The organism is Caulobacter sp. Root1455 (assembly GCF_001426905.1).
Classification (GTDB): Bacteria; Pseudomonadota; Alphaproteobacteria; order Caulobacterales; family Caulobacteraceae; genus Caulobacter.
In genome coordinates this window covers 153,043-171,334 of sequence record NZ_LMFQ01000025.1, presented here as the reverse complement: position 1 = coordinate 171,334, position 18,292 = coordinate 153,043, and the positions used below count along the sequence as shown (strand labels likewise).

Here is an 18,292-nt window from a genome sequence, read left to right as displayed (position 1 = left end):
TCGTTTACTCCGCCGCGATCAGCTTGGCGCCCTGCACGTGCAGGCGACCGCTACGATAGGATGCGATCCGCTCCTCCACCTCGTGGCGGAAGTGACGGAACAGGCCCTGGATCGGCCAGGCGGCCGCGTCGCCCAGGGCGCAGATGGTGTGACCCTCGACCTGGGTCGTGACGTCCAGGAGGGTGTCGATTTCTTTCGGATCGGCCTCGCCGGTGGCCATGCGCTCCATGACCCGCCACATCCAGCCGGTGCCTTCGCGGCACGGCGTGCACTGGCCGCAGCTCTCGTGCTTGTAGAAGTACGACAGTCGGGCGATGGCGCGGACCAGGTCGGTGTCCTTGTCCATGACGATGACGGCGGCGGTGCCCAGGCCCGATTTCAGGTTGCGCAGGGCGTCGAAGTCCATCGGCAGGTCTTCACACTGCTCGGCGGGGATCATCGGCACGGACGAGCCGCCCGGGATCACGGCCTTCAGATTGCCCCAGCCGCCGCGGATGCCGCCGCAGTGGTCTTCCATCAGCTGACGGAAGGGGATGCTCATGGCCTCTTCGACGTTGCACGGCAGGTTCACGTGGCCGCTGACGCAGAACAGCTTGGTGCCGCTGTTGTTCGGACGGCCGAAGCCGGCGAACCAAGCCGCGCCGCGACGCAGGATCGTGCCGGCGACGGCGATGCTCTCGACGTTGTTGACCGTGGTCGGCATGCCGTAGAGGCCCGCGCCGGCCGGGAACGGCGGCTTCAGGCGCGGCTGGCCCTTCTTGCCTTCCAGGCTTTCCAGCAGGGCCGTCTCTTCGCCGCAGATATAGGCGCCGGCGCCGTGGTGGACGTAGAGGTCGAAGTCCCAGCCGTGGACGTTGTTCTTGCCGATCAGCTTGGCCTCGTAGGCCTGCTTGATGGCGGCTTCCAGCACTTCGCGCTCGCGGACGTACTCGCCGCGAATATAGATGTAGCAGGCGTGGGCCAGCATGGCGCGCGAGGCGATCAGGCAGCCTTCGATCAGGAGGTGCGGGTCATGCCGCATGATCTCCCGGTCCTTGCAGGTGCCCGGCTCGGACTCGTCGGCGTTGACCACCAGATAGTGCGGACGGCCATCCCTCACTTCCTTGGGCATGAACGACCACTTCAGGCCGGTGCCGAAGCCCGCCCCGCCCCGGCCGCGCAGGCCGGAGTTCTTCATGTTCTCGATGATCCAGTCGCGCCCGGCGTCCAGGATGTCCTTGGTGCCATTCCAGCAGCCGCGCTTCTTCGCGCCCTCGAGCCCCCAATCGTGGAGACCGTAGAGGTTCGTGAAAATGCGGTCCTTGTCTTCGAGGATACCGACCATGACTCAGCTTTGCGGATCGAATGGATGGGCGCGCACATAGCGCGTCCGACGAATGATGACATAGGCGAAAAGCGACCAGGCGGCGCCTATCACCAGGAAACCGACGGGAACGGCCCAGGCGGGGGCTCCCGCGACCTGCCGCCCCCAGATCAGGAGCATCGCCCCGATCAGGCAGCCGACCAGGCCGGCGATGCGCTCGTTGCGGTAAAGAGCGCGGATGGTCTTCACGTAAGCCACGCGCCTGGAGAGGAGTTCGGAATCATCGGTCACGACGCCCCGCCCCCCTCGTCGCGCCTGGCGGCGGCGTAGCCGATGACGGCCGCGCCGGCCAGCACGAAGCAGACCGATTCGATGGCGAACATCGTGGTCGGGCGCTTCTTCTGGATGGCGTCGGCGTGTCCCATCAGGCCGCCGGCTCCGTCTTCGGAGCCTTCTTCGGCTTTTCGGGCAGGTTGGGGATCTTGATCTTCTTGGCCAGCGAGCCGTCGAACAGCTTCGGGTCCGTCAGGGTCTGGATCTTGCCCTTGGGCTCCGACGCGCCGCGGCCTTCATAGCTGCCCGGCTTGGGCGACTTGCCGGCGGCGAAGTCGTCGAGGATCGCGGCCAGGCTCTCCGGCGTCAGGTCCTCGTAATAGTAGTCGTTGATGGCGGCCATCGGCGCGTTGCAGCAGGCGCCCAGGCACTCGACCTCTTCCCAGCTGAACTTGCCGTCGGCCGACACCGAATGGGCCTCGCCGATCTTGGCCTTCAGCACGGCCTTCAGGTCCAGCGCGCCGCGCAGCTGGCACGGCGTCGTGCCGCATAGTTGGACGAAGGCGACCTTGCCGACCGGCTGCAGCTGGAACATCACGTAGAAGGTGGCGACCTCCAGCACGCGGATGACCGGCATCGCCAGTTGCTTGGCGATCTCCTGGATGGCGGGTTCGGAAATCCAGCCTTCCTGCTTCTGGGCCAGCCACAGCATCGGGATCACCGCCGACTGCTTGCGCTCGGCGGGATATTTGGCTTTCCACCAGTCGGCCTTGGCCTGGCTCTCGAGCGAGAACGCGAAGCTGGCGGGCTGGTCCTTGGCAAGGCGACGAACGGACATGTTGGAAAGAGGACTCGCATGAAAACGGGCGCCATCGAAGCGCGCCTCTCTCTAGCCCCTCCACAAGGGCCGCCGCAAGATGTCCACGCCTGTCTTTAGGGCGCCGAATGGCCTGCGCCGCATGCGTTCGCGCGACGCCCGGACGCCAGGCCGAATATCAAGCTTCACCGATTGGCGGTTGACGCTACTCCTTAGAGTGTGTTGACAATCAACACCCGCCATGGCTGCGCAAAGCCTTCCGTCACCGACGGAACTCCGGCGGGGGGGAATTCGCCATGACCAGAATTCTGTCCGTCTTGATCGCCTCCACCGCCCTGATCGGCGCGGCCGCGCCGGCCTGGGCCGGTCCGTGCGAGCGGCTCGCCGGGGGCCGCTACCTCGTCTACCTGGAAGGGGGCAGTCCGTCGCAACTCGGGACAGGCCTTGTCGATTTCCGCGGCGGTGTGGTCAACGCGCCCGTCTTCAGCACCGCCGGCCCGACGCCGCTCCCCAGCGGAACGCCTCCGGTTGTCTATGGCGCGTCCTACGTGCAGGCAGCCACCTGCACGCCGCTGCAGGGCGAGGTCGCCCGCGTGCAATACAGCTCGCAAGCCTCGGTGGATTGGACAGTGGCCGCCGACGGCAAGTCAGCCGCCCTGGCCGGCGCTCAGAACACCGTGGGCATGAGGGGCTGGGCGGCGCGCGCCCCGGCGCCCTGACCCAGCCGGTCGCGTGAAATAGAGCTCTAGGACCCGATCGATTTCAGCCTGAAGCGATCGGGTCCTAGGCTTTCGCGAAATCCACGCGGGCGATCTTGTCGCCCCTGAACGTGTAGATGGCGGCGACCTCGAAGGCCGGATCGCCGTTGCCGCGGTCGACGCGCTCGTGATCGATCACGTTCGCGCCCACCACGATGCGGTTGAGAAGCTGGGCCTTGTTGTTCGGGAACTGCGCGAACGCGGCCTCGTACCACGCGCGATAGGCCTCGATGCCGGTGCGCGCCACGTCGCCGTTCAGGCCGCCGACGATAACGTCATCGGCGAAGTGGGCGCAGTGAGCGTCTAGGTCCTGGGCGTTGTAGGCGTCGAGCTGAGCCTGGGCGATGGCCTCCAGGCTCACCGGTCGACCTCGCCGAACACGATGTCCAGCGAGCCCAGGATGGCTGAGACGTCCGCCAGCTGGTGGCCGCGGTTCATCCAGTCCATCGCCGCCAGGTGCGAGAAGCCCGGCGCCTTGATCTTGCAGCGGTACGGCTTGTTGGTGCCGTTCGACACTAGGAACACGCCGAACTCGCCCTTGGGCGCTTCCACCGCCGAATAGACCTCGCCTTCCGGCGTGCGGAAGCCTTCGGTGTAGAGCTTGAAGTGGTGGATCAGGGCTTCCATCGAGCGCTTCATCTCGGCGCGGCGCGGCGGGCTGACCTTGTTGTCCTGGGTCATCACCGGGCCGGGCGTGACGCGCAGCTTGGCGATCGCCTGCAGGATGATCTTGGTCGACTCGCGCATCTCCTGCATGCGGCACAGATAGCGATCGTAGCAGTCGCCGTTCTTGCCCAGCGGGATGTCGAACTCGAAGTCGTTGTAGCACTCGTAGGGCTGGTTGCGGCGCAGGTCCCAGGCGATGCCCGAACCGCGCACCATCACGCCCGAGAAGCCCCAGGCCAGCGCGTCTTCCTTGGTCACCACGCCGATGTCGACGTTGCGCTGCTTGAAGATGCGGTTGTCGGTGATCAGGCCTTCGATGTCGTCGCAGATCTTCGGGAAGGCCTTGGCCCACCGTTCGATGTCGTCGATCAGCGCCGGGGTCAGGTCCTGGTGGACGCCGCCCGGACGGAAGTAGTTGGCGTGCAGGCGAGCGCCGCAGGCGCGCTCGTAGAACACCATCAGCTTCTCGCGCTCCTCGAAGCCCCAGAGCGGCGGCGTCAGGGCGCCGACGTCCATGGCCTGGGTCGTCACGTTCAGCAGGTGGTTCAGCACCCGGCCGATCTCGCAGAACAGCACGCGGATTAGGCTGCCGCGCATCGGCACGTCCACGCCCAGCAGCTTCTCGATGGCCAGGCAGAACGCATGTTCCTGGTTCATCGGCGCCACGTAGTCGAGGCGGTCGAAGTACGGGATGTTCTGGAGGTAGGTGCGCGCCTCCATCAGCTTCTCGGTGCCGCGGTGCAGCAGGCCGATGTGCGGATCGACGCGCTCGACGATCTCGCCGTCCAACTCCAGCACCAGGCGCAGCACGCCGTGCGCGGCCGGGTGTTGCGGGCCGAAGTTGATGTTGAACTTGCGCACCGGCGTTTCCGGCACGGCCGGCAGCGACGGCGCGTCGTGGAAGAAGTCGGTCGCGGCGGTGGGGGAATTGGAACCAGTCATGACTCTTACGCGTCCCCTGCCCGCTTCTCGGCCTTCTCGTCGCCCGGCAGAGCGTACTTGGCGCCCTCCCACGGAGACATGAAGTCGAAGGCGCGGAACTCGGTGATCTTCACGGGCTCGTAGACCACGCGCTTCAGCTCGTCGTCGTAGCGGACCTCGACATAGCCCGTCATCGGGAAATCCTTCCGCAGCGGATGGCCGTGGAAGCCGTAGTCGGTGAGGATCCGGCGCAGGTCGGGGTGACCGTCGAAGAAGATCCCATACATGTCGAAGGCTTCGCGCTCGAACCAGTCGGCGACCGGGAACACCGGCGTGGCGCTGGGGACGGCGGTGTCCTCGTCGGTCTGGACCTTGAAGCGCACGCGATGGTTCTTCACCAGCGACAGCAGGTGATAGACCACGTCGAACCGGCGCTCACGCTCCGGATAGTCGACGCCCGTCAGGTCCACCAGCTGGTGGAAGCGATAGTCGGGATGGTCGCGCAGATAGGTCAGCGCCTGGACGACCCGGTTGGACGGGCCCAGCAGGTTCAGCTCGCCGAACGCCACGTGATAGGCGGTGATCGCGCCGGCCGAGTTGGCGACGATCGCCTGGCCCAGGGTTTCCAGCGGCGACAGGGCCGCTTCGGTGGTCACAACGTCGGTCATCGCTCGATCGTCCCCGTGCGACGGATCTTCTTCTGCAGCTGCAGCACGCCGTAGACCAGGGCCTCGGCGGTGGGCGGGCAGCCGGGCACATAGATGTCGATCGGCACGATCCGGTCGCAGCCGCGCACGACGCTGTAGCTGTAATAATAGTAGCCGCCGCCGTTGGCGCAGCTGCCCATCGAGATCACGTAGCGCGGCTCGGGCATCTGGTCGTAGACCTTGCGCAGAGCCGGAGCCATCTTGTTGGTCAGGGTGCCGGCGACGATCATCACGTCCGACTGGCGCGGGCTGGCGCGCGGCGCGAAGCCGTAGCGCTCCAGGTCGTAGCGCGGCATGGCCGAGTGCATCATCTCGACGGCGCAGCAGGCCAGGCCGAACGTCATCCACATCAGGCTGCCGGTGCGCGCCCAGGTGATCAGGTCGTCGGCGGCCGCCATGACGAAGCCCTTGTCGGCCAGCTGGCCCGACAGACCGTCGAAATAGGGGTCGTGCAGCTTGGGGTCATAGCCCTGCACCGTCGACCGCGCGGCCGAACCGGCGGGAACCAGGGGCGAGCTAGCGGGGGGAACGATCACTCCCATTCGAGGGCGCCCTTCTTCCATTCGTAGATGAAGCCGACGGTCAGAACGCCCAGGAAGACCATCATCGACCAGAAGGCGAAGGCGGCCACGTCATGGGGCAGCTTCATCAGCGAAACGGCCCACGGAAACAGGAAGGCCACTTCCAGGTCGAAGATGATGAACAGGATCGAGACCAGGTAGAACCGGACGTCGAACTTCATGCGCGCGTCGTCGAAAGCGTTGAAGCCGCATTCGTAGGCGGACAGCTTTTCCGGGTCCGGCGCCTTGGGGGCGAGCACCGCGGCGGCAAGGATGAAGGCGATGCCGATGACCGCCGCGATCCCGAGAAAGATCACGATCGGCAGATACTGGAGAAGGAAGGCGTTCATGACAGCCCTTGGCTTGAATCGAGCGGGTTGTAGCCCAGCGTCGCCGGCGGTTCAAACGCCTGTGACACATTGAGAAACGGTCGCAACTGGCATTCCCTTACAGCTTCCGTGACATGGCCGTTGACACGCCCATCGGCCCGACATATCAGACGCCCCTCGCCGCACGGCGGGTCGCACTTCGCTTCGGCGGAGCCTGATGCGGATGTAGCTCAGTTGGTTAGAGCGCCGGCCTGTCACGCCGGAGGTCGCGGGTTCAAGTCCCGTCATTCGCGCCACTTCCCTGAAGTTGGCTGCTTCCCACCGCCAGGCTAGTCTATGGAACGACCGCGCCGGACTTTTTGTTCGCGCCCGACGCGGATGTAGCTCAGTTGGTTAGAGCGCCGGCCTGTCACGCCGGAGGTCGCGGGTTCAAGTCCCGTCATTCGCGCCACTTCCGCCTCTTCTTCCACCCCCAAAATCCAGATCCCGTCCAGGGCGCGGATTTGTCGCGCCTCAATAGAATCGCGGAATCGGTCCGGGATGCGGGGTCGGCGCGTCGAATTCGAAGAACTCCTCGTCGACATAGCACCAGCCCCACCCCTCCGGCGGGTCGTAGCCCTCGATGATCGGATGGCCGGTGGCGTTGAAATGCCGGGTGGCGTGCTTGTTTTTCGACTGGTCGCAGCAGCCGACATGTCCGCAGGTCCGACAAAGCCGCAGGTGCAGCCAGGAATCACCTGTCTTCAGACATTCCTCGCAGCCGGCTGTTCCAGGCGTCACGTCCTGGATCTGCTCCAGATGGGTGCATCTCAACGCCATGACCGCCTCCGATCGCCGCTCCAGCAGAGCTGGTTATCCACAGCAATTCCTGCGCCGATCGCGGCGATACCGCTAGTCCGAACCTGTCGTCTTGAGGTTCGCGGCCTTCGTTCCGATCTAGCGTGCATGTCGCACGCCCATCCCCTGCCCTTTTCCGTCCTCGACCTGGCCCCCGTTCCGCAAGGAACCAGTATCGGCCAGGCCCTTCACAACAGCCTGGACCTGGCCCGCCACGTCGAACGGCTGGGCTATCACCGCTACTGGCTGGCCGAGCACCACAACATGCCGGGGATCGCCAGCGCCGCGACCGCCGTGGTCATCGGCCACGTCGCGGCCGGCACCTCGACGATCCGGGTCGGTTCGGGCGGCGTCATGCTGCCCAACCACGCGCCGCTGATGGTGGCCGAGGCGTTCGGCACGCTGGCCGCCCTCTATCCCGGCCGGATCGACCTGGGCCTGGGCCGCGCGCCGGGCACGGATCAGGCCACCATGCGGGCCCTGCGCCGCTACATGGGCGCGGTCGACAATTTCGCCCAGGACGTGGTGGAACTGCAGGCCTGGTTCCAGCCGGCCCAGCCGGGCCAGGCCGTGCGCGCCGTGCCGGGCGAAGGCCAGGACGTGCCGCTCTGGCTGCTGGGCTCCAGCACCTACAGCGCCCAGCTGGCCGCCGCCCTGGGTCTGCCGTTCGCCTTCGCCGCCCACTTCGCGCCGGACCAGCTGATGGAGGCGATCGCGATCTACCGGCGGACCTTCAAGCCGTCGCAGGCCCTGGCCCAGCCCTATGTCCTGGTCTGCATCGGGGTCTGCGCGGCCGACTCCGACCAGGAGGCGCGCCGCCTGTCCACCTCCAGCCAGCAGCAGTTCGTGGCCCTGCGGCGCGGCAGTCCGGGCCTGTTGCCGCCGCCGGTCGACGATATCCGGGAGGTGGCCTCGGACGCCGAGATCGCGGGGCTGGAGCACACGTTCCGCTATTCGGCGATCGGCTCGACCGACACGGTGCGCGCGAAGATCCAGACGATCCTGGACGCCACCGGCGCCGATGAGCTGATGGCCGCCTCGCAGATCCACGATCACGCCGCGCGGAAACGGTCCTACGAAATCCTGGCGCAGGTGCGCGGCCAGCTGACCGAGACGGCCGCCTAGAGCCCGCCCGTTTCCGTTGGAATCGGACAAGCAGGCTCTAGTTCGAACATCTAGAGCGTGACAGGCGCCGAAACCGGCATCCACTTTCGGCTGTCGCGCTCTAGTTCCAGCCGACCGGTTCGGGGACCGGCGCGGCCACGTCGTCGAACGCGGCGCAGCCGGTGAGCCGGCCGTAGATCGCCGACAGCTTGCGGAACACCGGGTCCCAACCGTGCCGCAGCTCGGCCCGCTGGCGAGCGGCTTGGCCCAAGGCCGGCACGTCGCGCGCGAACACCGACTCCACCGCCTCGGCGAAGGCGCGAGCCTCGGAGGCCGTGGCCAGGGCCCCGACGGCTTCGTCCACCGACTCGGCCACGCCGCCGGCCGCCACGCCGATCACCGGCAGGCCGCAGGCCATGGCCTCCAGCACGATCAGACCGAACGGCTCGTTGTCGTTGGCGTGGACGAAGGCGTCGCAGCTGGCCAGAACCGCCGCCAGACTCTGCGGGTCGCGCTGGTAGTCCATGCAGATCACCCGGTCGCTGGACGGCGCTCCCGCGCCCGCCCCGACGAACAGCAGCACATAGGGATCGCCCAGGCGCTCGACCGCCTCGACCAGCACGTCCAGCTTCTTCTCCCTGGCCGGACGCCCGGCGAACACCAGAATCCGATGCCGGCTGGTCAGGCCCAGCCGGCGGCGCAGGGCCTCGCGGTCGCCCCGGCCTGGATTGAAGATCTCGGTGTCGACGCCCAGCGGCAGGCCGATGGCGCTCTTGACCCCGGCCTCGATCAGCCGTCCGGCGATGAACTGGCTGGGGGCCACGGCCTGGTCGAACTGGCTGTAGATGGCCGCCCAGCGCTTTTGCACCGGCTTCTCCGCCCATTCGCCGATATGCAGCGCCGCCAGGGCGCCCAGGTCGGTGTGGCAGAAACCGACGACGGGCACGCCCAGGGCGTCGCCGGCCTTCAGGGCCGCCAGACCTGGCGTGTACGGATCACCGGCCTCGATGATGTCGGGTCGCTGGCGGATGAGCCGCTCCATCCAGGCGTTCTTGACCACGGGCCAGCGATAGCCGTCGCCAAACGGCAGGGGAGCCGCATAGATCGAAACTCGGCCGTGGCCGTCGTGCGCGTCGCGCGGACCGGGCACCACCAGGGTGTGCCGGACATGCGGCCGATTCGCCGCGATCCACGTCCGCTTGGAGTTCAGATAGCGCCGCACTCCACCGCTGCGAGGCGCGTAGAGCATGGTGGTGTCAACCAGCCTGACCGGCTTTCCGCCCGGCCTGACCGCCCTGAACAGGGGTTCTTCTGCCTCGTTGAACGCCGAGAGCGGATCAAACCTCAAATCCATCACGCCGGAACCTCGCTTGTCAGCCGCGCCCGCCGAGACGGCCGCAGAGCCTTAAGACACTCACGGGGACGGAGGTTCCTCCGAAGCTGAACCGCTGTCCAGCGCTCGCAGCACGCCGCGGCGCAAGAGCGCCTCGCGCAGCAGCATTTCGACCTGGGCGTTGACGCTGCGCAGTTCGGCCGCCGCCAGGTGTTCGACGGCGGCCAGCACCTCGGGACGCACGCGCATCAGGAACGCGCGGCGCCCGCCTTTCGCCGACTCTGGAGGGGTCGCGGCCAACGGATCAGCCGTACAACGTGCCGGCGTTGACCACCGGCTGGGCCTCGCGGTCGGCGCACAGCACCACCAGCAGGTTCGACACCATCGCCGCCCTGCGCTCGTCGTCCAGGACGACGACCTCCCGTTCGCTGAGCTGCTGCAGGGCGTTCTCGACCATGCCGACCGCGCCGGCGACGATCGTCCGGCGGGCGGCCAGCACCGCTTCGGCCTGCTGGCGCCTGAGCATGGCGCCGGCGATTTCCGGGGCATAGGCCAGGTGCATCAGGTGGGTTTCGTCGATCGCCACCCCGGCCACGGCCGTGCGCCCTCGCAGATCGGTCCGCAGGCGCTCGCCGACATGATCGGCGTCGGCCCGCAGGGTCGGCTCGCCGCTTTCGTCGTGGTCGTAGGCGTAGTGCGAAGCGGTTTCGCGCAGCGCGGTCTCGATCTGGATGTTCATGAAGACGACGTAGTCATCGACGTCGAACAGGGCCTGGGCGGTGTCCGACACGCGCCAGACGATGTTGGCGGCGATCTCGATCGGGTTGCCGCGCTTGTCGTTGACCTTCAGCCTCTCGCTGGTGACGTTGCGCACCCGCAGGCTGATCTTCTTGCGGCCGTACCAAGGCAGCACCCAGCGCAGACCGGTCCGGCGATCGGTGCCCATATAGGTCCCGAACAGGGTGACGACATAGGCCTCGTTCGGTTGCAGCGAATAGAAGCCGCAGGCGGTCAGCAGGAACAGGACGACCAGCACGGCGCCGATCACCGCCATCATCGCCTGCTGGGTCGAGAAGGCCCAGACGGCGGCGGCCAGCATGACGGGAAGCGACAGCAGCGGCAGCCCGCCGCCCATCCCGCCAAAGGCGCGTTCGGTCGATCGGTTGATATTCGGCGCGTCGGACATGGAGCCCTCCAAGGTTGATGTCAAAGTGATATCACTTTGATCGCTTCTGGCAAGGCGCGTTCGGACCGCGTAGGCAGGCGGGCGGATGCGTTCGGGGGCTCTGATGGCGCGGTATCTCTTCACCACCTGGGAAGGCGGTGGCCATGTGCAGCCCATGCTGCTGGTCGCCCGCGACCTGGCGGCGCGCGGCCACGCCGTGCTGGCCGTGAGCGATCCTTGCAACGCGCCCGACGCCGCGGCCTTGAACGTGCCGTTCCGCGCCTGGACGACCGCCCCCTTCCAGACGGGCAAGACCCGCGACGACGATCGGCTGAAGGATCACGAGGCCGATAATCCGCTGGAAGTGATCCAGCGCCTGCTCGATCGGGTGATGGCCGGTCCCGCCCTCGCCTACGCCGAGGACACCCTGGCGGCGATCGACGCCTTCGCGCCGGACGTCGTGGTCTCGCAGGAACTCTTGCTGGGCTCGATGGCGGCGGCGCAGGCGCGAGGCCTGCCGCTGGCGCTGCTGGCCGCCAATGTCTGGTCGCTGCCGACCCTGGCCGGCGCGCCGCCGCTCGGGGCCGGCATGCTTCCGGCGACCACCGACGAGGAACGGGCCATGCACGCCATGGTCGGCCAGATGAGCCGGACCTTCTTCCAGGCCGGCCTGCCCGACCTGAACGCCGCGCGCGTCGCTCTCGGCCTGCCCCCGCTGGCCGACCTGTTCAAGCAGTTGGACGCCGCCAAGGCCATCCTGCTGGCCACCAGCCGGGCCTTTGACTTCGCGCCCGATCCCCTGCCCGTCCCCTTCGCCCATGTCGGTCCCTATCTGGCCGATCCCGCCTGGGTCGAGCCGTTCGCGCCGCCGCCCGGCGACGCGCCGCTGGTCGTGGTGTCGTTCTCCAGCCTCTACCAGGCCCAGGAACCGGCCCTGCGCGCGATCATCGCCGCCCTGGGCCAACTGCCTGTGCGCGGCGTGGTGACCACCGGCCCGACCCTTGATCCGGCGCGATTCGAAGCGCCGGCCAACGTCGCGGTCGTCCGCGGCGCGTCGCACGGCGACCTGCTGAAAGACGCGGCCCTGTTCGTCACCCATGCCGGCCACGGCTCGACCCTGCGGCCGCTGATGGCCGGCGTCCCGCTGCTGTGCCTGCCGATGGGCCGCGACCAGAACGACAACGCCGCCCGCGTCGTTCATCGCGGCGCCGGCCTGACCCTGCCGGCCGACGCGGACGCCGAGACCGTCGCCGCCGCCGTACGACGCCTGCTGGACGAGCCGACGTTCAGGGCCGCCGCCGACGTCCTGGGCGCGGCGATCCGCGCCGATGAGGCCGCGCGCGACGCGGCGGCCGCGCTCGAGGCCTTGGCGACCTAGTCCTCGACGACCTCGATGCGGATATCGTGGACAGCGCGCTTGCCGGCGAAGGCCAGCAAGCGCTCGCCCTCCTCCGTCAAAGCCCTGGCGACGGCCTTGGCGACCTTGCCAAACAGCTCGATCCGCAGGACCGACTCCGCCTTGCTGTCCTCGATGCGCCAGCGTCCCGCCGTGAAGCCGTCGACCAACACGGCTGCGCGCAGGACGCCGTTGGCGGTGTAGAGCCGGCTTTTGTGCTCGGCCGACATGATCCGCGTCCGATCCTCGTGGGCCAGCAGCACGTTGTCGAATTCGCCAAGGAAGCGGACGGGCGCTTCGACTTCGCCCGACGGCCTTTCCGCATCCGACAGATCGAAAAGCTCCTGGCCGTCTTCGTCGTGAAAAGCCATCAGGGACGACCGAAGCGCCTCGAACGTGGTCGCCAGACGCGTGAGGCCCAGCCAGGTCTGGGCGTCGGCGACGCTGGCGGGCCCGAACGCCGTCAGATAGCGCAGCACCAGATCGGCGAGCGTCAGGCCCGGTTCTGGCGTTTCGAGCCGATCAGCCATCGCCGCCAGGGTCGGCTGGCCGCCGCGTCTCCACAGGCCGCGCGGCGGCAATTGCAGCATCGGCAGTTGGATGCGCGCCGCCATCGCCAAGGCCTGCGGATCACGATCGGGCCAGCGCGCCGCCAAGGCCTCGCGCAGTTGCGTCGCGGTGAGCGGTCCCCCGCGCAATAGTTCCCGCGCGACCGCCGTCACCTCGGCCTGGTCCAGCCCCGCCAAGGCCCGGCCATAAACGCTGCCCTCGGTCAGGAACCGGTCCAGGCCCCGCTGGATCAGCGGGCGGATCGCCGCGAAATCGGCCGCCATCGCCACATGCAGCGTGCCGCGCATCAGGGTCCCGCGCGCGACGCCGAGATCCTCGAGCTGCGCCGACAGATCCTCTGGCGCGAAGGTCTTCAAGCGGCTCCACAGCGCGAAATAGGGCGCGGGCGCCGCCTGGGCCTGCAGGGCGATCAGCCGATCCAGCGCCTCGGGAACGGAGATGTCGGCGCGCGCCAACAGATTCTGCCGCGCCAGCAAAGCCCGGTTCAGCGCTCGCCGGTCCAAGATGTTCGCCATGGAGTTCATGCCCGCCCCGCCTAGATCGGGCCGGTCGCCAGCCCGCTGTCGGCAAGCGGCGTCGCGAACGTCACCCTGTAGAACGCCGTCTCCCGCCCCTCGACTCCGAAGTCGTTGTCGGTGCTGAGCAGCAGGTCGCGGTCGGTCAGCAGGGCCATGCCCTCCAGGTCGGCGTCGATCTGGGGCCAGTCGTCGGTCGACAGCACCAGGGTCTTGGTCAGGACCGGCGCGTCCAGGGTCACGCGATAGAGCTTCGAGGTCGCCGAGATCCGCTCCAGCACCAGCAACTGGTCGTCGCCCAGCGACACGGTCTCGGAGATCTTCAGATCGTCCGCCCCGACGGGCCCGGCCTCGGCGTCGCGGCGGAACGTCTCCGGCGCGTCGAAGGGATAGAAATGTTCGGCGAGCGGCGCGCCGGTCCGGGCGTCCAGTGTCCAGAGCCGGGCGCAATCCCGCCCCTCGGGGGCGATCTCGTCCTGGGACGCGAGCGGACTCTGCAGGATCACGTGCAGCCGCGTCTCGTCCGGCGACAGGGCCAGGGCTTCGAAGCCGCGGTTCAGGCGCCGGCGCGCGGACAGGGCCGGCAGCACGTCCTCGACGCGATAGGCCGCCCCCGCCAGGGCCGCGCCCTCGCCTTCCGGGACCCAGCGCGCCTGGACCACGCCGTCGGGCCCGACGACCAGGATCGAAGGACCGTACTCGTCGGCGACCCGGAACGTTCCGTCGGCCAGGGCCGCCACCCCTTCGGTGTCGCCTCCGGCCAGGCTGCCGCCCAGCGCCGCGCCCGACAGGTCGAAGGCGGGCTCCATGGCCGCCATGTCGCCGCCTGGCCCGGGAAGACCGTCGAAGGTCGCGCCGTTGGCGTCGCGCAGAGTCAGAACCTGGAGACAGGCGACCGTGTCGCCCTCCACGCGCAGCTGGGCCAGCGTCGGACCGATCGCCGGGCGCGGCATGATCTTGGCCCCCTCGAGCCCGGCCAGGCTGGACAGGCCGGTCAGGCCGTGATCCTCGACCGCCGGCCCGATCTTGATGTTGGGACCGCGATCGCCGATCGCCCAGACCACGCCGCGCGGATCGCCCGCGCGCCGCGCCAGGCCCGAGCCCAGGCCCAGGGTGATGCGCAGGCGCCCGCGCGGCGTCTCGACCTCGTCGAGAACGTGGTCGACCCAAGCCAGGCGGGTGACGGTGACAGCGGAGACTTCGGGTTCGGCGGCCATGCCCGATCAGTGCGGGCGGCGAAGCCGAATGTCCATCGCCTCGCGAACGCGACCACCGCCCCGCCGTCGGCGGGCGCATGGCGGCAATCTAGGCATCCCTGATGGACGCTCCGCGCCAGGTTGCATGATTGACGACACCCCGGTGAAATTGCTGTCACGGTTCGAGTTGGCCGTGGACGCGTTAACCGTTTTGCAGCATGAAACACTGGCTGAGAGCCCTGAGGGTCCCGGAGCCGTGCTTTCGATTTTACATGCCCTGAAACGCAATGAGCGGTTCAAGCAGCGCGTTCTGGACGAGGTGCAATTCTATCGCTCCGCGCACGGCGACGCCGCGCTCGAGCGGCTGAGAGGCGACCTCGCCAAGCCAAACCTTCGGACCCAGTACCGCCGCGTGCTCGAGGCCGCGGCCGAGAAGCTGGACAGCGAGATCAACAGCGATCCCGCCGCCAAGGCGGCCGCGACGCGTCGATCCTGGGCGAAATCCAAGGCGTGATCGCGCGCGAGGCCGCGAGCCTCGCGGACGTGGTGGGCGGTGAGGGGATCGAACCCCCGACCCTCTCGGTGTAAACGAGACGCTCTACCGCTGAGCTAACCGCCCCCAGGACATTCGCGCCGCCCCGCTCGGGTCCGGCAATTCGAGGCGGACGAGGCCGAGACGGACGAGGGTGTGGGAGATACCCCGTCCGCCCGGAAAAGTCCTGCATAGAAAAAGGCGGGACGCCTCCTGGCGGCCCGCCCCCGAAATTCGTTTACTGGATCAGCCGTTCAGCGTGGTCTTCAGACCCTCGCCGACCTGGAACCGGGCGGTCTTCGACGCCGGGCGGTTCACCGTCTCGCCGGTGCGCGGGTTGCGCGCGGTGCCCGCGGCGCGAGCCACGGCCTTGAAGGTGCCAAAGCCGACCAGGCGCACATCCTGACCCGATCTCAGCGAACTGGTGACGGCTTCGATGAAAGCCTCGAGAGCGTCCTTAGCCTGGTTCTTGTTGATGCCCGCCTTTTCGGCGATCGCCGTGACGAGTTCGGCCTTTGTGGTCATGTTCTTCTCCCAGCATGAAAGCGGCGGCTTCGGCTAAAGCTCACGCCGCTTCGCTCGACCGGGAGTATGCGGGGTTCAGACGGCCCGTCAAACGAAGGCGGCGCGGAAAATCTCCACGCCGCCTAAGTTATCAACAATAAGTTACTGTTAGTGGGTCAGAACAGCGTCACTGTCGCTGTCATCAACCTTCGCAGTTGCAGCAATCGGCTCATCCTCTTCACTCCACTCGACTGGCGTCAGCGGGCCCGTGAGGGCGTGCTTCAGCACTTCGTCGACCGTCGAGACGGGGATGATTTCCAGACCGTCCTTCACGCTTTGCGGAACGTCGGCCAGGTCCTTCTCGTTTTCCTGAGGGATCAGGACCGTCTTCACGCCGGAGCGCAAGGCGGCCAGCAGCTTCTCCTTCAGGCCCCCGATCGCCGTGACCCGGCCGCGCAGGGTGATCTCGCCGGTCATGGCGATTTCCTTGCGGATCGGGATGCCGGTCAGCACCGAGACCATCGCCACGGCCATGGCGGCGCCGGCCGACGGACCGTCCTTGGGCGTCGCGCCGTCCGGCACGTGGATGTGGACGTCGGTCTTCTCGAACACCGGCGGCTTGACCCCGAAGTGCAGGGCCCGCGAGCGGACGTAGGACTGAGCCGCCGAGATCGACTCCTTCATCACTTCCTTGAGGTTGCCGGTGACCGTCATGCGGCCCTTGCCCGGCATCTTCACGGCTTCGATGGTCAGGATGTCGCCGCCGAACTCGGTCCAGGCCAGACCGGTGACGATGCCGACCTGGTCGATCTCGTCGGTCTCGCCGTAGCGGTACTTCTTGACGCCCGCGTACTTGGCCAGACGCTCGTCGTCGATCGTGATCGAGGCGACCTTCTCACGGGCCAGATCGCGGACCGTCTTGCGCGCCAGGGCGCCCAGCTCCCGCTCCAGCGACCGCACGCCGGCTTCCCGGGTGTAGTAGCGGATCAGGTCGCGGATGGCCTTTTCGGGCACCACGAACTCGGTCGACTTCAGGCCGTGGTCCTTCATCAGCTTGGGCAGCACGTGGCGCTTGGCGATCTCCAGCTTCTCATCCTCGGTGTAGCCGGGGATGCGGATGATCTCCATGCGGTCCAGCAGCGGCTGGGGCATGTTGAGGCTGTTGGCCGTGGTGACGAACATCACCTGGGAGAGGTCGTAGTCGACTTCCAGATAGTGGTCGCCGAAGGTCGAGTTCTGGGCCGGGTCCAGCACCTCGAGCAGGGCCGAGGACGGGTCGCCGCGATAGTCGCTGCCCATCTTGTCGATCTCGTCCAGCAGGACGAAGGCGTTGGTGGTCTTGGCCTTCTTCATGGTCTGGATGATCTTGCCGGGCATCGAGCCGATATAGGTCCGGCGGTGACCGCGGATCTCGGCCTCGTCGCGCACGCCGCCCAGCGAGATGCGGGCGAATTCGCGACCGGTCGCCTTGGCCAGCGAGCGGCCCAGCGAGGTCTTGCCGACGCCGGGAGGGCCGACCAGGCACAGGATCGGGCCCTTCAGCGAGCCGGTGCGAGCCTGGACGGCCAGGTACTCAAGGATGCGCTCCTTGACCTTCTCCAGGCCGTAGTGATCCTCCTCGAGGATGCCTTCGGCCTCCACCAGGTCGATCTTCTTGGTCTTGGCCTTGCCCCACGGGATCGACAGCATCCAGTCCAGATAGTTGCGGACCACGGTGCTCTCGGCCGACATCGGGCTCATGTTGCGCAGCTTCTTCAGTTCGCCCTCGGCCTTGGCCCGGGCTTCCTTGGAAAGCTTGGTCTTCTTGATGCGCTTTTCGAGTTCGATCAGTTCGTCGCGCTGATCGTCGGGGTCGCCCAGCTCGCGCTGGATCGCCTTCATCTGCTCGTTCAGATAATATTCGCGCTGGGTCTTCTCCATCTGGCGCTTCACGCGCGAGCGGATCTTCTTTTCGACCTGCAGCACCGAGATCTCGCCCTCCATCAGGGCGAAGACCTTCTCCAGGCGCTTCACGACGTCGAAGATCTCCAGCAGATGCTGCTTGTCGCCGATCTTGACCGACAGGTGGGCCGAGATGCTGTCGGCCAGCTTGCCCGGCTCGGCGATCTGCGGGATCGAGGCCAGGGCCTCCGGCGGCACCTTCTTGTTCAGTTTGACGTAGTTCTCGAACTGCTCGACGACCGCGCGCGACAGGGCCTCGGCCTCGGGGCCGACGCCTTGATCCTCATTCACCTCGCCGACCTGGGCCTCGTAATAGGCCTCCTGGTCGGTGAAGCGCACGACGGCCGCGCGGCCCTTGCCCTCGACCAGCACCTTCACGGTGCCGTCGGGCAGCTTCAGCAGTTGCAGGACGGTGGCCAGCACGCCGACATCGTAGATGTCGGCCGGCGCCGGATCGTCGTCGGCCGAGTTCTTCTGGGTGACCAGAAGGATCTCCTTGCCGCCGCGCATCACCTCTTCGAGGGCGCGAACGGACTTGTCACGCCCGACGAACAACGGGACCACCATGTGCGGGAACACAACGATATCCCGCAGGGGCAGCACAGGAAGCGTACGAATCTCAGACATGATGCTTTCTACTCCTGGCCGGCGCGTTGTACTCGTGCTCGGCCACGCGGGCCGCCGTCACCCAGACGATGCGCCTGAGTCGTTCGACCCGTCCGCTCGGGACTGAGCGAATGGTCGTTATTTATGTGGACCTTTTGCAACACGGTTCAAGCACACTCGCCTGGTAGCGGCGACGGGTCGCGGCGGATTGGCCAAGGTGCAACGCTCATGCCCCCTGCCCGGCTCCACAATGCATGAT

Annotated in this window: 21 protein-coding genes and 3 tRNA genes; 6 read left to right on the top strand and 18 right to left on the bottom strand. The window is 67.4% G+C overall.

Annotated elements, in window-relative coordinates:
- Positions 1–4 precede the first annotated feature (4 nt).
- From nuoF to nuoE, 4 genes are read right to left on the bottom strand one after another with little or no spacing between them, the layout of a single operon-like run.
- A complete protein-coding gene (gene nuoF, locus ASD21_RS21995) occupies positions 5–1,324 on the bottom strand; it encodes an NADH-quinone oxidoreductase subunit NuoF (protein ID WP_056446639.1) in 1,320 nt (439 codons plus the stop codon).
- 3 nt (positions 1,325–1,327) lie between these two features.
- A complete protein-coding gene (locus ASD21_RS21990; protein WP_056446636.1) occupies positions 1,328–1,594 on the bottom strand; it encodes a hypothetical protein in 267 nt (88 codons plus the stop codon).
- Positions 1,591–1,728, bottom strand: coding sequence for a hypothetical protein (locus ASD21_RS24195; protein ID WP_156398464.1), 138 nt, complete (start codon positions 1,726–1,728; stop codon positions 1,591–1,593). The genes ASD21_RS21990 and ASD21_RS24195 overlap by 4 nt, the downstream gene beginning before the upstream one ends.
- The gene (nuoE, locus tag ASD21_RS21985) at positions 1,728–2,414 is read right to left on the bottom strand and encodes an NADH-quinone oxidoreductase subunit NuoE (RefSeq protein WP_056446633.1); all 687 of its coding nucleotides are present in this window, start codon (positions 2,412–2,414) and stop codon (positions 1,728–1,730) included. The genes ASD21_RS24195 and nuoE overlap by 1 nt, the downstream gene beginning before the upstream one ends.
- A 275-nt stretch (positions 2,415–2,689) precedes the next feature.
- On the opposite strand from nuoE, the gene ASD21_RS21980 reads away from it, so the two are divergent.
- On the top strand, positions 2,690–3,112 hold the full coding sequence (locus tag ASD21_RS21980) for a hypothetical protein (protein WP_056446630.1): 423 nt from the start codon (positions 2,690–2,692) through the stop codon (positions 3,110–3,112).
- 64 nt (positions 3,113–3,176) lie between these two features.
- Here the strand turns inward: ASD21_RS21980 and ASD21_RS21975 are convergent, their stop codons facing one another.
- Genes ASD21_RS21975 through ASD21_RS21955 form a run of 5 tightly spaced genes read right to left on the bottom strand, consistent with a single transcriptional unit; the run spans position 3,177 to position 6,355 of the window.
- Positions 3,177–3,512 carry a nuclear transport factor 2 family protein gene (locus ASD21_RS21975; RefSeq protein ID WP_056446627.1) on the bottom strand — a complete coding sequence of 112 codons (336 nt, stop codon included), beginning with the start codon at positions 3,510–3,512 and terminating at the stop codon, positions 3,177–3,179.
- Positions 3,509–4,759: an NADH-quinone oxidoreductase subunit D gene (locus ASD21_RS21970; RefSeq protein ID WP_056446624.1), complete on the bottom strand. Its 1,251-nt coding sequence runs from the start codon at positions 4,757–4,759 to the stop codon at positions 3,509–3,511. Before ASD21_RS21970 ends, ASD21_RS21975 begins: the two co-directional genes overlap by 4 nt.
- A gap of 5 nt (positions 4,760–4,764) precedes the next feature.
- Complete coding sequence (locus ASD21_RS21965; protein WP_056446621.1) at positions 4,765–5,406, bottom strand: NADH-quinone oxidoreductase subunit C; 642 nt, start codon at positions 5,404–5,406, stop codon at positions 4,765–4,767.
- Positions 5,403–6,008, bottom strand: a complete 606-nt coding sequence (locus ASD21_RS21960) for a NuoB/complex I 20 kDa subunit family protein (protein WP_156390769.1) — start codon at positions 6,006–6,008, stop codon at positions 5,403–5,405. Before ASD21_RS21960 ends, ASD21_RS21965 begins: the two co-directional genes overlap by 4 nt.
- Entirely contained in the window at positions 5,978–6,355 is a 378-nt protein-coding gene (locus ASD21_RS21955) for an NADH-quinone oxidoreductase subunit A (protein ID WP_035074791.1), read from the bottom strand. Before ASD21_RS21955 ends, ASD21_RS21960 begins: the two co-directional genes overlap by 31 nt.
- A gap of 198 nt (positions 6,356–6,553) precedes the next feature.
- Here ASD21_RS21955 and ASD21_RS21950 point away from each other — a divergent pair.
- Together ASD21_RS21950 and ASD21_RS21945 are read left to right on the top strand one after the other, a co-directional pair.
- Positions 6,554–6,630: transfer RNA gene (locus tag ASD21_RS21950), tRNA-Asp, on the top strand.
- 78 nt (positions 6,631–6,708) lie between these two features.
- A tRNA-Asp gene (locus ASD21_RS21945) sits at positions 6,709–6,785 on the top strand.
- A gap of 62 nt (positions 6,786–6,847) precedes the next feature.
- Here ASD21_RS21945 and ASD21_RS21940 read toward each other — a convergent pair.
- Positions 6,848–7,153 carry a UBP-type zinc finger domain-containing protein gene (locus tag ASD21_RS21940; protein WP_200941468.1) on the bottom strand — a complete coding sequence of 102 codons (306 nt, stop codon included), beginning with the start codon at positions 7,151–7,153 and terminating at the stop codon, positions 6,848–6,850.
- A 126-nt stretch (positions 7,154–7,279) separates the two neighbouring features.
- On the opposite strand from ASD21_RS21940, the gene ASD21_RS21935 reads away from it, so the two are divergent.
- Positions 7,280–8,296, top strand: a complete 1,017-nt coding sequence (locus tag ASD21_RS21935; RefSeq protein WP_056446616.1) for an LLM class flavin-dependent oxidoreductase — start codon at positions 7,280–7,282, stop codon at positions 8,294–8,296.
- Positions 8,297–8,396: 100 nt separating this feature from the next.
- Here ASD21_RS21935 and ASD21_RS21930 read toward each other — a convergent pair whose 3' ends face one another.
- The 3 genes from ASD21_RS21930 to ASD21_RS21925 are packed head-to-tail and all read right to left on the bottom strand — an operon-like array spanning position 8,397 to position 10,794.
- Positions 8,397–9,629: a glycosyltransferase family 4 protein gene (locus ASD21_RS21930; RefSeq protein WP_056446614.1), complete on the bottom strand. Its 1,233-nt coding sequence runs from the start codon at positions 9,627–9,629 to the stop codon at positions 8,397–8,399.
- A gap of 60 nt (positions 9,630–9,689) precedes the next feature.
- Positions 9,690–9,857, bottom strand: a complete 168-nt coding sequence (locus tag ASD21_RS24515) for a hypothetical protein (RefSeq protein ID WP_235523881.1) — start codon at positions 9,855–9,857, stop codon at positions 9,690–9,692.
- 55 nt (positions 9,858–9,912) lie between these two features.
- A complete protein-coding gene (locus ASD21_RS21925; protein WP_056446611.1) occupies positions 9,913–10,794 on the bottom strand; it encodes an SPFH domain-containing protein in 882 nt (293 codons plus the stop codon).
- 103 nt (positions 10,795–10,897) lie between these two features.
- On the opposite strand from ASD21_RS21925, the gene ASD21_RS21920 reads away from it, so the two are divergent.
- A complete protein-coding gene (locus tag ASD21_RS21920) occupies positions 10,898–12,151 on the top strand; it encodes a glycosyltransferase (protein WP_056446819.1) in 1,254 nt (417 codons plus the stop codon).
- Here the strand turns inward: ASD21_RS21920 and ASD21_RS21915 are convergent.
- Together ASD21_RS21915 and ASD21_RS21910 are read right to left on the bottom strand one after the other, a co-directional pair.
- Positions 12,148–13,254, bottom strand: coding sequence for a winged helix DNA-binding domain-containing protein (locus ASD21_RS21915; protein WP_056462197.1), 1,107 nt, complete (start codon positions 13,252–13,254; stop codon positions 12,148–12,150). The genes ASD21_RS21920 and ASD21_RS21915 overlap by 4 nt on opposite strands.
- A 20-nt stretch (positions 13,255–13,274) precedes the next feature.
- Positions 13,275–14,471 carry an esterase-like activity of phytase family protein gene (locus tag ASD21_RS21910; protein WP_056446605.1) on the bottom strand — a complete coding sequence of 399 codons (1,197 nt, stop codon included), beginning with the start codon at positions 14,469–14,471 and terminating at the stop codon, positions 13,275–13,277.
- A 124-nt stretch (positions 14,472–14,595) separates the two neighbouring features.
- On the opposite strand from ASD21_RS21910, the gene ASD21_RS21905 reads away from it, so the two are divergent.
- Complete coding sequence (locus ASD21_RS21905; protein WP_156398463.1) at positions 14,596–14,964, top strand: hypothetical protein; 369 nt, start codon at positions 14,596–14,598, stop codon at positions 14,962–14,964.
- A 30-nt stretch (positions 14,965–14,994) separates the two neighbouring features.
- Here ASD21_RS21905 and ASD21_RS21900 read toward each other — a convergent pair.
- From ASD21_RS21900 to lon, 3 genes are all read right to left on the bottom strand, one after another.
- A tRNA-Val gene (locus tag ASD21_RS21900) sits at positions 14,995–15,069 on the bottom strand.
- A gap of 159 nt (positions 15,070–15,228) precedes the next feature.
- Positions 15,229–15,507: an HU family DNA-binding protein gene (locus ASD21_RS21895; protein ID WP_056446599.1), complete on the bottom strand. Its 279-nt coding sequence runs from the start codon at positions 15,505–15,507 to the stop codon at positions 15,229–15,231.
- A 147-nt stretch (positions 15,508–15,654) separates the two neighbouring features.
- On the bottom strand, positions 15,655–18,054 hold the full coding sequence (lon, locus tag ASD21_RS21890; protein WP_056446596.1) for an endopeptidase La: 2,400 nt from the start codon (positions 18,052–18,054) through the stop codon (positions 15,655–15,657).
- Positions 18,055–18,292 lie beyond the last annotated feature (238 nt).

Bases quoted from the DNA above. Each gene is read 5' to 3' on its own strand.
- nuoF (WP_056446639.1), bottom strand. From the start codon at position 1,324: ATGGTCGGTATCCTCGAAGACAAGGACCGCATTTTCACGAACCTCTAC.
- ASD21_RS24195 (WP_156398464.1), bottom strand. From the start codon at position 1,728: ATGGGACACGCCGACGCCATCCAGAAGAAGCGCCCGACCACGATGTTC.
- nuoE (WP_056446633.1), bottom strand. From the start codon at position 2,414: ATGTCCGTTCGTCGCCTTGCCAAGGACCAGCCCGCCAGCTTCGCGTTC.
- ASD21_RS21980 (WP_056446630.1), top strand. From the start codon at position 2,690: ATGACCAGAATTCTGTCCGTCTTGATCGCCTCCACCGCCCTGATCGGC.
- ASD21_RS21970 (WP_056446624.1), bottom strand. From the start codon at position 4,759: ATGACTGGTTCCAATTCCCCCACCGCCGCGACCGACTTCTTCCACGAC.
- ASD21_RS21965 (WP_056446621.1), bottom strand. From the start codon at position 5,406: ATGACCGACGTTGTGACCACCGAAGCGGCCCTGTCGCCGCTGGAAACC.
- ASD21_RS21960 (WP_156390769.1), bottom strand. From the start codon at position 6,008: ATGGAAGAAGGGCGCCCTCGAATGGGAGTGATCGTTCCCCCCGCTAGC.
- ASD21_RS21955 (WP_035074791.1), bottom strand. From the start codon at position 6,355: ATGAACGCCTTCCTTCTCCAGTATCTGCCGATCGTGATCTTTCTCGGG.
- ASD21_RS21940 (WP_200941468.1), bottom strand. From the start codon at position 7,153: ATGGCGTTGAGATGCACCCATCTGGAGCAGATCCAGGACGTGACGCCT.
- ASD21_RS21935 (WP_056446616.1), top strand. From the start codon at position 7,280: ATGTCGCACGCCCATCCCCTGCCCTTTTCCGTCCTCGACCTGGCCCCC.
- ASD21_RS21930 (WP_056446614.1), bottom strand. From the start codon at position 9,629: ATGGATTTGAGGTTTGATCCGCTCTCGGCGTTCAACGAGGCAGAAGAA.
- ASD21_RS24515 (WP_235523881.1), bottom strand. From the start codon at position 9,857: ATGCGCGTGCGTCCCGAGGTGCTGGCCGCCGTCGAACACCTGGCGGCG.
- ASD21_RS21925 (WP_056446611.1), bottom strand. From the start codon at position 10,794: ATGTCCGACGCGCCGAATATCAACCGATCGACCGAACGCGCCTTTGGC.
- ASD21_RS21920 (WP_056446819.1), top strand. From the start codon at position 10,898: ATGGCGCGGTATCTCTTCACCACCTGGGAAGGCGGTGGCCATGTGCAG.
- ASD21_RS21915 (WP_056462197.1), bottom strand. From the start codon at position 13,254: ATGGCGAACATCTTGGACCGGCGAGCGCTGAACCGGGCTTTGCTGGCG.
- ASD21_RS21910 (WP_056446605.1), bottom strand. From the start codon at position 14,471: ATGGCCGCCGAACCCGAAGTCTCCGCTGTCACCGTCACCCGCCTGGCT.
- ASD21_RS21905 (WP_156398463.1), top strand. From the start codon at position 14,596: ATGATTGACGACACCCCGGTGAAATTGCTGTCACGGTTCGAGTTGGCC.
- ASD21_RS21895 (WP_056446599.1), bottom strand. From the start codon at position 15,507: ATGACCACAAAGGCCGAACTCGTCACGGCGATCGCCGAAAAGGCGGGC.
- lon (WP_056446596.1), bottom strand. From the start codon at position 18,054: ATGTCTGAGATTCGTACGCTTCCTGTGCTGCCCCTGCGGGATATCGTT.